This is a genomic window from Paenibacillus sp. J22R67, assembly GCF_059692175.1.
This window is the reverse complement of sequence record NZ_JCAUAX010000007.1, coordinates 370,542-382,360: the sequence shown is the minus strand read 5'-3', so window position 1 is coordinate 382,360 and position 11,819 is coordinate 370,542. Positions and strand designations below refer to the sequence as shown.

At 43.8% G+C, this 11,819-nt stretch carries 9 protein-coding genes; 2 read left to right on the top strand and 7 right to left on the bottom strand.

Annotated features, from left to right (window positions below; genetic code table 11):
• Positions 1-48: 48 nt before the first annotated feature.
• The 3 genes from AC58VC_RS25845 to AC58VC_RS25835 are packed head-to-tail and all read right to left on the bottom strand — an operon-like array spanning position 49 to position 3,522.
• Complete coding sequence (locus tag AC58VC_RS25845) at positions 49-1,638, bottom strand: ABC transporter substrate-binding protein (RefSeq protein ID WP_497372717.1); 1,590 nt, start codon at positions 1,636-1,638, stop codon at positions 49-51.
• Between the two features lie 48 nt (positions 1,639-1,686).
• Positions 1,687-2,568, bottom strand: a complete 882-nt coding sequence (locus AC58VC_RS25840) for a carbohydrate ABC transporter permease (RefSeq protein WP_497372715.1) — start codon at positions 2,566-2,568, stop codon at positions 1,687-1,689.
• A gap of 18 nt (positions 2,569-2,586) precedes the next feature.
• Entirely contained in the window at positions 2,587-3,522 is a 936-nt protein-coding gene (locus tag AC58VC_RS25835; protein ID WP_497372788.1) for an ABC transporter permease, read from the bottom strand.
• A gap of 543 nt (positions 3,523-4,065) precedes the next feature.
• Between AC58VC_RS25835 and AC58VC_RS25830 the strand changes: the two genes are divergently transcribed.
• Both AC58VC_RS25830 and AC58VC_RS25825 read left to right on the top strand, forming a co-directional pair.
• Positions 4,066-5,115, top strand: coding sequence for a LacI family DNA-binding transcriptional regulator (locus AC58VC_RS25830; RefSeq protein ID WP_497372713.1), 1,050 nt, complete (start codon positions 4,066-4,068; stop codon positions 5,113-5,115).
• A 276-nt stretch (positions 5,116-5,391) separates the two neighbouring features.
• Entirely contained in the window at positions 5,392-6,267 is an 876-nt protein-coding gene (locus AC58VC_RS25825; protein WP_497372711.1) for a DMT family transporter, read from the top strand.
• A 374-nt stretch (positions 6,268-6,641) separates the two neighbouring features.
• On the opposite strand, the gene AC58VC_RS25820 is transcribed toward AC58VC_RS25825, so the two are convergent.
• The 4 genes from AC58VC_RS25820 to AC58VC_RS25805 all read right to left on the bottom strand — a co-directional run bounded on the left by AC58VC_RS25820 (position 6,642) and on the right by AC58VC_RS25805 (position 11,783).
• Entirely contained in the window at positions 6,642-7,316 is a 675-nt protein-coding gene (locus AC58VC_RS25820; protein ID WP_497372709.1) for an ABC transporter ATP-binding protein, read from the bottom strand.
• Positions 7,317-7,387: 71 nt separating this feature from the next.
• Positions 7,388-8,089 carry an RNA polymerase sporulation sigma factor SigK gene (gene sigK, locus AC58VC_RS25815; protein WP_497372707.1) on the bottom strand — a complete coding sequence of 234 codons (702 nt, stop codon included), beginning with the start codon at positions 8,087-8,089 and terminating at the stop codon, positions 7,388-7,390.
• A gap of 229 nt (positions 8,090-8,318) precedes the next feature.
• The gene (locus AC58VC_RS25810; RefSeq protein ID WP_315953475.1) at positions 8,319-9,335 is read right to left on the bottom strand and encodes a glycoside hydrolase family 130 protein; all 1,017 of its coding nucleotides are present in this window, start codon (positions 9,333-9,335) and stop codon (positions 8,319-8,321) included.
• Between the two features lie 138 nt (positions 9,336-9,473).
• Positions 9,474-11,783 (bottom strand): glycoside hydrolase family 3 N-terminal domain-containing protein, encoded by a 2,310-nt coding sequence (locus AC58VC_RS25805; protein ID WP_497372786.1) that lies wholly within the window; start codon positions 11,781-11,783, stop codon positions 9,474-9,476.
• Positions 11,784-11,819: the final 36 nt, after the last annotated feature.

Sequence of the window (11,819 nt, the reverse complement as noted above, 5' to 3'; positions counted from 1 at the left end):
GGAGCGTGAACTTAATACTCGATCCGCTCCGGCGGTCTTATAACGAACTTATTTTTTTACGTTTCTGTCATAACCTGTTTGTTTGATCTTCAACCAATCTTGTAGCCCCAGACGGTCCAATTCTTTTAAATAACCAGCCCATTCAGCTTCAACTTTCCCATTCTGAATCCACTCGGTCCGTTTTCTCAGTACATAAGCAAACATATCTGTTTCAATCGCAGAAAGTCGATCCAATTCTTCAAGAGAGAAGAACACTTTTGGATAAATATTTTTAGCCTTCATGTCCGGGACCATCACTTTTTTCATTAGGTCTAATCTCCATGCGGCATCGTCTGGCTTCGTCGTAACATTGCCATAGTAAGAATCCAAAATTGCCAATGGTCCGCCAACAAAGGTTTTTTGTCTCAATTCCCAAGGAGACATTCCGTTCAACGATAAATGTTTCAGCATTTTTGTAGATTCATCGAATTCAAAGATATTTTGCTGCGTTTTATCCCCATAAGTACCCCAGTTGTTTTGTACGGATTGGGTTGGATCGTATAGGGAGTCAATCCATTTTGCCGTTGTTTCGATATTTTTATTGTTTTTGGTGATAACCATTCTTCCTCTATCGAAGCCCATTCCGTTCGTTCTCGTTACGTTTTTCCAGCCATTTGGCCCTTCAAGCGCAGGCATAAGGTCATATTTATCATTCATGCCTGTGATATTTCCCTTATCCCATGTAAAATATAGACCATAACGATTTTCTTTTCCTTTAGCAAGATAGGTATTCCAATCCTGCGTAGCCGCTTCAACATCCATTAAACCTTCTTTAAATAATTCATTTAAAAACTTGACGCCTTCCTTAAAGCTATTATCAGCAGATGTGAAAATAACCTTTCCATCATCACTGACAACCGTATGATCCCAGTTTTCACCCAGACCGAAGGAGCCGAATAAGAAAGCCAAGTCTTCTCCTCCGGTTTTATTAACAAAGGACATAGGTATTTCATCCGCTTTTCCATTTCCGTTCGGGTCTTTTGTTTTAAAAGCAATCAAAACTTGCTTTAATTCTTCGGTCGTTTTAGGCATTTTCAAGCCTAACTTATTTAGCCATTCCACGTTAATCCAAGGAAAAGCGTCGACAGAATGGATACTTTCTTTACCCGCGCCCAGCTCCTCAATCCATGGGAATGAATAAACATGGCCATCAGGAGCCGTAATCATCGATTTATATTGCGGCCCTTTCTCCAATACCTTCTTGAAATTTGGCATTTGTTTTTCAATAATATCATCTAGCGGGATAATGGTTCCGTCCTTTGCTAATTTAAGCAAATCGTAGTCACTCAAGGCTGCATCGAAAATCGCATCAGGAAGGTCACCGCTGGCAATCGCTAAGTTTCTCTTCTCCGCAAACGAATCCCACAGATAATTCTCCCAATCAATGTGTATTCCCATCTTTTCTTCTAGACGCTGGAATATCACCTTTTTATTAGGATCTTCGGGAGCTAGCGGTGAGCTTTGTGTCATAAACTTCAAAGCGGTACCTGTGGCGGCACTTGATGCTGCCGGATCGTCTGATTGTTTGTCGCCGCTGCATCCAGTTACTGCCAATAATGCCACCAATGAAATGAATAATGCCTTTTGGGAATGTTTCATATAAATAAACCTCCTCCTTTTTGGAAAACCTATATGCTTGTCGATCCATTATTTTAATGAACCGACCAAAACACCCTTTTCAAAATATTTTTGAAAAAAAGGATACATAACAAGTAACGGCAGACTGGAAATGACAATTGACGAATACTTAATGATCTCAGATAGCCGTTTCAGTTCTGCCATAGCCAATTGGTCCGCAATCATGCCAGGATTTACTTGATTCTGAATTAAGATAGATCTCAAAACCAACTGTAGAGGAAGCAAATTAGCACTCTTCAAATAAATTAATGCGTCGAAATAAGAATTCCATTGACTTACGAAAGCATATAGAGCTAATACGAAAATAATTGGTTTAGATAAAGGTAGAACAATCTTGAAGAAGATACGCACCTCAGATGCACCATCGACCTTGGCTGCCTCGTTCAATTCGTTCGGAATTCCACTAAAGAAAGTCCTTGCCAAAACAATATTCCAAACATTCACAGCCGTTGGTATGATGATCGCCCATACCGTATCTAACATTCCCAAGTTTTTTATCACGAGATAGGTTGGAATTAATCCCCCGCCGAAAAACATGGTGACGACAAACAGGATTGTAAAAAACTTTTTACCTACGAAACCAGCAACCGATAGAGGGTAGCCGGCAAATATGGAGACAACGACCGTAACAAAAGAAAACGCGACAGAGTAAAAAAGAGCATTTACAAATCCCCGGATCATCGCATGATTCAATAAGATGACTTTATACCCTTGAACACTATAATCAGCAAGCTGGAAGGAGATCCCTTTATTTAATAGTGCAGTCGGCTCCATAAACGATGCCACGACTACATAAATCAAGGGAACTACAACGATAATTACAGCAAAGAACAATAGAATGTAATTGATGGTCAGAATAAAACGGTCCAATCTAGTAGGCTTAAAATTCATACGGCATCTCCTTCTCTTTTAATAGAGCCCTTCACCTTCATTTAATTTCTTCACAACAATATTAACGAGGATAAGCAAAACAACATTAATAACGGAGTTAAATAGACCAACCGCAGATGAATAGGCGTAATTCCCTGCTTGCAGACCAATTTTATACACATAGGTTGGAATGATCTCTGAAGTCGGAACATTCATTGCCGTTTGCATTAAATATGCTTTCTCAAATCCAATTGCCATAATGCCGCCGGCAGCTAGAATGAATACGATTGCCATAACCGGTTTAATCGTAGGCAAGTCGATATGTCTAATTCTTTGCAGCAGGTTAGCTCCATCAATGGTTGCAGCATTATGGAGTTCGGGGTCAACGCCGGCTAATGCAGCTACATAAATAATCGAGGACCAGCCCGCTCCCTGCCAAATGCCAGATAAGATGTAAAGCGTACGAAAATAATCCGGATCTGACATAAAATTAATAGGATGGCCAGTAATCAGAGTTAGAATCTTATTAATCGGCCCTACCGGCGATAAGAATACGAATAGCATCCCGACAACAACGACAACGGATATAAAGTTTGGCGCATATAAGACCAATTGAATCCTTTTTTTAACACCAGCTTTACGCAATTGATTCAGCATTAGCGCTAATATGATGGGAACCGGGAAACCAAGTATTAATCCGTAAGCACTAAGTTTCAGCGTGTTCATGAAAATAACTTCAAAATTTGGTGATGTTAAAAACTTCGTAAAATGCTTCAATCCAACCCATTCACTGCCGAAAATCCCTTTGCTCGGACTAAAGTCTTTAAAAGCAATGACCGCCCCGTACATGGGCAAGTACTTAAATATAATCGTCAGGATGAAGGCTGGCGCCATCAGTAAGTACAGAAAAGGATTTTTTCTCATATAATCGATTTTACTTATAAATGCATTGTTTTTCTGTTTAACTGCTCTCATTTCAACTTCTGCTAATTCTCGCAAGACAGTACCCCCTAACTCAATATCCATAGAATTATTGATTTGCACAATACTTTGAATACAAACGTAATTCCGCACATGCAAACCCTTATTGGTAAGGGCTTACAATCTTTGCTTCATCCTTTCGACCACAATTACAATTTACACTCACCATTGGATTTAGTCAACAAAATATTTTATATTTTTGTTCATATGCAAAATAAATAAAGTGCATATTCACACTAAAAATCGATATACCTGCGTATTTTCATATATTTTTTCTCATTCCAAGTAGTAAAACAAAATTAAAAGCGTATTTTTTGACGAATATAAATTCATTTGCACAAAAATAAATGTGCATTTGTTTATTTGAATCACATTACCCAAAGTATTATTGTAACTTTTCAAATGCACCAATTATTAGATTATTATTTGTTCATTTGTAACATTATGAATTGACATTATATTGATATTATTATACATTTACCTTAAACTAATCATCCAATGATCTGCGAACTGTAGCTGTTCGTTAAAGGAGTGCACATGAGTAAAGAAAAAATCACCATACAACATATCGCGGACTCCTTGGGGCTATCCAGGAATACTGTTTCTAAAGCTCTAAACGGGAGTGAAAGTATTCCTGCAGAAACAAGAAATAAGGTATTAAAACGTGCGATTGAGTTAAATTATAAACAGTTTGCTCTTATAGATACGGACACATTAGCCACCAAAAATACAGGCAACATTGCACTTTTAACGTCAAATATGCCGAGCAATTCTCATTTTGGCGCCTCATCACTAAGCGGGCTTGAGAAAAAAATCAGTTCGGATGGTTTTAATTTATCCATTCACATTGTTCGAGAATCGGACATTTCTTCATTAGTACTGCCTAATAATTTCGATACTAAAAAAGTAGACGGAATCGTTTGTATTGAGTTATTTGACAAGAAATACACCCAATTAATCAATACCTTGGGAATCCCAGCCATATTTATAGATTCCACAGCGGATATCTTTTATTCCGAATTGAACTCAGACATTATTCTAATGGAAAATGAACATAGTACGTATTTAATGACAAAGAAATTAATCGATAATAGTTATAAGAACATTGGTTTTATTGGCGATTACAATCATTGTAAAAGCTTTAATGAAAGATGGGTTGGATTTAATAGGGCTTTACTAGAAACACATTTGCAGCTTGACCACCAATTTTGCATCGTTGAAGAAGATCGATATATTGCGGATCCTAGATGGTTAGAGAATCGGTTGGATAACATGGAGAACCTTCCCACTGCGTTTGTTTGTGCGAATGATTTTATTGCCATTAACGTAATGAGGATATTAAAAAATAAAAATGTACAAATACCGGAAGATATAGTTATTTGCGGCTTTGATAACTCTCCCGAGTCGCAAATCGTAGAACCTCATTTAACAACCGTCCATATCTTCCGGGAAGAAATAGGAATTATGGCCGCGGAAATATTGTTATCCAGGGTCAAGTCCCCCCTCAAGCCTCCTCAAATTACTTACGTCCAAACAAAACCGATATTTCGCGAATCTACTGGAAATTTAAACGAATCAAATTTATGAAACCATTAAACAATAAGCCGCTGCAACCTATAAATGGGTGCAGCGGCTTAAGCAGCAACTAAATTTTTCACCTTTTGAGCCGAGCCCAACTACATCGGTACCGTAATTCTATGCTATAATTCTTGTTAAGTTAGACTAGAGGTGAATCAAAATATATTGGACTCCATTATTTGAAAACGATGTACCAGTAGCTCCCGTCTGCTCTTAATGGAGTGAAGGTGACTACTTCTCTCCGTTAGGGGCATTTAGACCTAAAAAAACGGAGGGCATCAAAAAATGAAAAACACCTTATTAGGTTCTATATATTTAGCTGTAGCTTCCAGTATTTGGGGCGGCATGTACGTTGTTGTTAAAATGGTAGTATCGGTCATACCTCCACTGGAACTTGTGTGGATGCGATACTTAGTGGCTATTGTCGCTCTTCTCATTATCGGCTTTATTACACAACAAAAATGGCGGATTGAAAAACGTTATGTCTTAATAATCATAGCCATTGGGGTCATTGGTAATGCCATTTCAATTGTTGCTCAGGAAACAGGTACAATGCTATCCTCGGCACAAATGGGAGCCATTATAACTTCTTCAACACCAGCATTTATGGTTATTTTTGCTCACTTACTCCTTAATGAACGGTTGACGTTAAAAAAGGGACTCTCCATGTGTTTAGCGACAATTGGGGTATTTCTCATTGTTGGAATCGGTCATATGGATTTGTCCAGTAAACTTGGTGGTATATCACTGCTTATTGCGGCTTTAACATGGGCCCTCATGTCTGTACTTGTAAAGCGTATTCCGGGTGATTATTCACAAATTGTGTTAACAACCTATTCTATCTTGGTAGCTCTAATCGTTTTGACCCCTTTTGTTTTGCCACGATTACACGCAATTAATATCTCTCAACTGACTCACCCGACGATTTGGGGAGGACTCTTGTATTTGGGTATTGTCTCAACAGCAGGTGGATTCATACTTTGGAATCGTGGATTACAAATGCTTAACGCCTCAAACGGGGGGATATTTTTCTTCTTTCAACCCGTGGTTGGAACATTACTTGGATGGCTTTTGCTAGGAGAGAACATAGGTTTAATGTTTTGGATAGGCTCTATCTTTATTCTCATAGGTGTTTTATTCGTTATCATCGAGAAAAAATAGGATTTTAAAAAAACCTTCAATGAAATGAAGAAGTTAGAGAAAGTATAGTTAGGGTATCTGGGTGTGGGTCCGGTATTGTACCGGGCTCATGCCCTTTAGTTTTGCCTTAATGAGTTGGTAACTGTACTAATCGATATATTCCTTGGACAATTGCTGAGTTCAATTTGTAGCAATAGTCACTATTTAAAAAGAACGCCCCCCTTAGAATCGGAGTCGATGCGAATCCGTTCTAAGAGGCTTTTTATATGTCATGCAAATTCCTTATTTGCATGATCCGATCCGCCCGTTCGTTTAATTCAATACCGCTATAAGCTCGAGAATGTAAACTACTCATAAAAAAACTAACCGGAACCCCATCGGAGTCCCGGCCTCATCTACCCAACCTCACTCAACTTCCCATCACGAAAAAACACAACCCGCTTCGCCTGCTGCGCAATCACCAGATCATGCGTGATCAACACAATCGTCCGACCTTGCTCATTCAATCTCTTGAAAATCTCCAAAATCTCCACACTCGTCTTCGAGTCCAGCGCACCGGTTGGCTCATCCGCCAGAATGATCGCCGGATCTCCTGCCAAAGTCCGAGCAATCGCAACCCGCTGTTGCTGCCCGCCGGACAGCTCCGAGGGCAAATGCCTTCTGCGGTCCACTAAGTCAACCGCTTCCAATGCCTGCATAACAAGCGGCTCCCTTTCACGCTTACCCATACCTCGATAAATGAGCGGTAGCTCCACATTCTCATATGCATTAAGCCGAGGCAGCAAATTAAAGCTCTGAAAGACGAATCCGATTTTCCGATTCCGAATTTCAGCCAGCTGAGAATCCCTCATCTGATTAATTGCCTTCCCGTCCAGCACATAGTCCCCATGATCAGCAATATCTAAGCACCCAATAATGTTCATCAGCGTCGACTTACCTGAACCTGATGGACCCATAATCGCTACGAACTCACCTTGATCAATCCGTAAGGAAATATCATCCAACGCCCGAATCGTTTCCCCACCCATCACATAGCTCTTACTCACATGCTCAATCTGGATTAAGGTCATCCTCTTAGCCTCCATTATCTGAAGCCAAATAAATGAAGTATGCGACTTCTCCAACTGACCGACCTAACCGCTTACCGCTTCGCCTTATAAAACTCATGATACAGTTTCATCAGCGCCCGCTTCTCAATCCGTGATACATAGCTGCGGCTAATGCCCAGCTCCCTCGCAATCTCCCGCTGCGTTCGCTCTTCCCCGCCAAGCTCCAACCCAAACCGCCCGACAACAACTTCCTTCTCGCGGTCATCCAAAATCTCTAAATTCCGATATATTTTGCTTTTCTCTATCTTCAATTGAACCTTATCCACGACATCGTCCGCTTCCGTTCCGAGGATGTCAATCAAAGTAATTTCATTCCCCTCTTTGTCCGTTCCGATGGGGTCATGCAAGGACACATCTTTCCTCGTCTTTTTCAACGAACGCAGATGCATGAGGATCTCATTCTCGATACAGCGAGCCGCAAAAGTCGCAAGCTTCGTGCCCTTATTCGGCGAGAAAGACTCGATCGCCTTAATCAATCCGATCGTTCCAATCGAGATCAAATCCTCCAGATCTTCTCCGGTGTTGTCGAATTTTTTTACTATATGGGCCACAAGTCTCAAATTGTGTTCAATCAGTTTATTCCTTGAATAGTCATTGCCTTCAGCCATAAGTCTAAGATGTTTTTCTTCTTCTTCCTCAGTTAAAGGTTGTGGAAACGCGTTATTTTTGACGTAGGATACAAGTAATGTTAACTGCTTGATTAAAACAGCAATCGCACTGAAAATCCCAGGCATTCCAGCCACCCCCTTCGATGTTTGCGGATCCTAGCTGTTACGGAAGCCTCCGCTTTCAAGACTAGTATTAGTGTATGTGGGTTTGTGCCTAGAAGTGCATGTACGGATGAACTTGAGGAAATTAGTCTTGTGAACACTACCTGGGAAGGTGCTTGTAATGCTTAGCTGAGATATAAAAAAACTGCCCCTCAGCCGAAAGATCGCTGAATGAGCAGTTCGAAAAAACGTATTATTTCGGTTCGTTCAAAATATAGTCGACCAATTCGTCGAGCGGTACCGTCGCAAGAGCGATCGCTGTGTCAGTAACACCGTAATAAATATATAAAAGTCCGTCTTTCACTACATTGCCCGTCGGGAATATGACGTTTGGAATCTGGAATCCGAACTTCTCGTAATACGTTTCCGGCTCCATGATGAAATTATGGGTTCTGGCAATGATTTTTTCCGGATTCTCCAGGTCGAGCAGCAGTGCCCCGACTCTGTACACCGTATCTTTATCAACACCATGATACAGCGTCAGCCAGCCTTTATCTGTTTTGATCGGAGGTGTGGAGCCGCCGATTTTCTTGAATTCCCAATCGTCGTTTTCCGCTTTGGCGAGCAATTTCGGCTCTTCCCAGTCGATCAGATTGTCGGAATATGTGATCCACATCGCCGCTTTTTCCGTGCCGTACTTCTCACCGATATACTCCTCCGGACGGCGCAGCAGTACATACTTGCCGTTAATTTTCTCAGGGAACAGGATGTTGTCCCGGTCATTAATATCAAGCGGCGTCGTATCGCATAAGTACTCCCAATGAATGAGATCTTTCGACGTCATAATCCCGGAACGGGTCAGCCAATGCTCTGGCTTTTCCCCCCAACCGTCCGGATATGTCGGAACTGATCGTTCCGGAATGCCGGCTCCGGTCGGATAGTAGCTCATCGCGCAAGGACGCAATGCGTAATTCAAGTAAAACGTATCGTCGATTTTCACGACACGCGGGTCCTGTACGCTGCCGTACGGAAATCCGAGCATGTCCGGCGTAACGATCGGTTGATCCACCACATGGCGGAAATTAACGCCGTCATCGCTTTCCAAGAGTCCTAGAAAGTTTTTGCAAGGTGTCAACGATTCTGCCGTACGCTCAATCATGTAGAACTTGTCGTTCTCGATAATGACCGCTGGATTAAAGACCGTCACTTTACGCCAGTCGTATATGCCCGGAACCACGATTGGGTTAGCCGGATGTCTTGTGATTTTCATGGTGGTGCCTCCTGATCATTAATTATCTGTTGTCCATTGTGTCTTGCCGTTCACCTCATTATATAACTGACCAGTGAACGCCTCATATCCGTGAAAGTTTAGAAAACATCCAGATTTTTATGGATGTCATCCGAAAAACTAACGTGTGATGTGAAGCATCGTTTCGGCCTTGTGCAGCGAATCGCTTCCGACCATGATTTTCACATTTCCCGGCTCTACTTTAAATTGCATGTCGGAATCCCAGATGGCCAGTTCCTCGTGACCAAGGCGGAAGATTACGGTCTTCCGCTCACGGGGCGCCAGCTCCACTTTATGGAATCCTTTGCATTCGATGAGACGCCGGGTAACGCTTGCTTCCATGTCTTTGATGTAGAGCTGAACAACTTCAGCTCCCCTCATTGCACCTGTATTTTCGATGTCAATCTCAATCACAACAGAACATTTGTTCTCTAATTCAGTTATAGAGATGTTCGATTGAAGAAGGCGAGGTTGTCCGTAATCGAACGTCGTGTAGCTGAGGCCATAACCGAACGGATACAGCGGGTCCGAGGTCATATCGCGATAAACGCGTTTTCGGCCGGGGTCCTTCTGGTTGTAATATACCGGAAGCTGCGCGGTTGACCGCGGTAGCGATACAGCCAGCCGGCCGCTGGGATTAACATCTCCGAACAATATTTCGCCGATCGCCTGTCCACCTTCCTGGCCCGGATACCATCCGCAAAGAATGGCATCACAAGCATCTACGATGCCGGTTAACGCATGCGGCCGTCCCTGAATCAAGACGGCGATGACCGGCGTTCCCGTCGCGGCAATCTCCTTCACAAGCTGCTCCTGTACGCCTCCAAGCCGCAGATCGGACAGATCGACGCCTTCCCCGCAATCCATCTCGGATGGATTGCCTGCAGTAATAATAGCAGCCCCGTTCGTATCAAACCCCTGATCGAAACGGCGGGCGCTGCTTCCTCCCAATACGAGAACGGCCACATCTGAATCTTTAGCGGCATTGACGGCCTCCGCGAATCCGGTTTTCGACTCGTCGCGGATGCCGCAGCCTTTCGTGTAGACGACCTCCGTACCACGCCCGGCGGCCATCCGGATGCCTTCCAGCACCGTTGTTCCTTTGCCTTCCCGCTGTGTGGACGTATAATCGCCGAGCTGGTTATACAGCTGATGCGCATTCGGCCCAATGACGGCAATGCGTTTCAACGATCTACTTAACGGGAGTTGATTCTGTTCATTTTTGAGTAAAACGACCGATTCCCGGGCAACCTGAAGATTGGTGCGGCGAAACGCTTCGTTGCCAATGACGCGTGCAGCCGTAGTTTCGTCGGTAAAAGGCTGGTCGAACAGACCCAACAAAAATTTAAGCCGAAGCACACGGCGAACGGCCCGATCGATTCGCTCTTCATCCGTTACCCCATTCATAACCGCATTCTCTAATGTAGTGAATGCCGTATCCCACAAGCTGAGATCAACGCCTGCGGCTAACGCGGCGGATGCGGCCGACTCCGAATCGGCCGTCTGTTGGACGAGCCGGTCCACCGCTTCTCCGTCCGCCATGACGATGCCCTGAAAACCCCATTCCTCGCGCAGAATGCCAGTCAGCAGCTTCGCATTCATATGGCACGGCACACCGTCAATTTCGTTGTAAGCGGCCATACACCCCATCGCTCCCGCTTCGACACCGGCCTTCATGCCCTGCAGATGAATTTCCCGCAGCTCCCGTTCCCCGATGTTCGCCGGCCCAGCATTGCGTCCGCCTATGCAAGCGCCTTGCGCACTTAAGTGCTTCAGCAGTGCAACGACTTTATCCGGTCGCGATAACTCTTCCGGCGTCCGGCCTTGCATGCCCCGTACGACGGCTTCGGTCATGCGTGAAGCATGGTACGGATCTTCGCCGTAGCATTCCTCCGACCGTCCCCAGCGTGGTTCATGCAAAATGTCGAGCGCGGATACCAGCGCAAGATGTGCTCCCCGCGCCCTAATTTCTTCTGCCGCATGAGCGTACGCTTGCTCGATCAGCTCAGGATTCCAGGTCGATCCCGCGCCGATATTGACCGGCAGCAACGTTCCGTCCAATGCCTGGTGGCCGTGGGGACACTCTTCCGACAACAGAACAGGAATGCCGAGCCGGGTATTCTCCATGACATAACGCTGCACCTTATTGGCGATGGATGAGCTTTCGCCTGCCGGGATGCCATTCTCATAAGTGACCGCAGACCAAGGATCAGCACGAAACAAACCGTATAATGCGCCCATCCCATCGCCGAAGGCCACCTCACGCTTGAATGCATCCGTCAATTCGATGTCATGTTCCGTTCGGCGGTAGGCATCCCAACCGTACATCTTCTGATTGAGCTGGCCGACCTTCTCCTTTAACGTCATTCGCGACAACAGATCATCCACCCGTTCATCGATGGAAAGCAGCTGGTTTTTATATTTCTCCATCCCCAAATTCACACTCTTTTCTTGTCATAAGTAGCA

Excerpts from the sequence above, each read along its gene's own strand:
- AC58VC_RS25845 (WP_497372717.1), bottom strand. The coding sequence starts at position 1,638 with ATGAAACATTCCCAAAAGGCATTATTCATTTCATTGGTGGCATTATTG.
- AC58VC_RS25840 (WP_497372715.1), bottom strand. The coding sequence starts at position 2,568 with ATGAATTTTAAGCCTACTAGATTGGACCGTTTTATTCTGACCATCAAT.
- AC58VC_RS25835 (WP_497372788.1), bottom strand. The coding sequence starts at position 3,522 with ATGAGAGCAGTTAAACAGAAAAACAATGCATTTATAAGTAAAATCGAT.
- AC58VC_RS25830 (WP_497372713.1), top strand. The coding sequence starts at position 4,066 with ATGAGTAAAGAAAAAATCACCATACAACATATCGCGGACTCCTTGGGG.
- AC58VC_RS25825 (WP_497372711.1), top strand. The coding sequence starts at position 5,392 with ATGAAAAACACCTTATTAGGTTCTATATATTTAGCTGTAGCTTCCAGT.
- AC58VC_RS25820 (WP_497372709.1), bottom strand. The coding sequence starts at position 7,316 with ATGACCTTAATCCAGATTGAGCATGTGAGTAAGAGCTATGTGATGGGT.
- sigK (WP_497372707.1), bottom strand. The coding sequence starts at position 8,089 with ATGCCTGGGATTTTCAGTGCGATTGCTGTTTTAATCAAGCAGTTAACA.
- AC58VC_RS25810 (WP_315953475.1), bottom strand. The coding sequence starts at position 9,335 with ATGAAAATCACAAGACATCCGGCTAACCCAATCGTGGTTCCGGGCATA.
- AC58VC_RS25805 (WP_497372786.1), bottom strand. The coding sequence starts at position 11,783 with ATGGAGAAATATAAAAACCAGCTGCTTTCCATCGATGAACGGGTGGAT.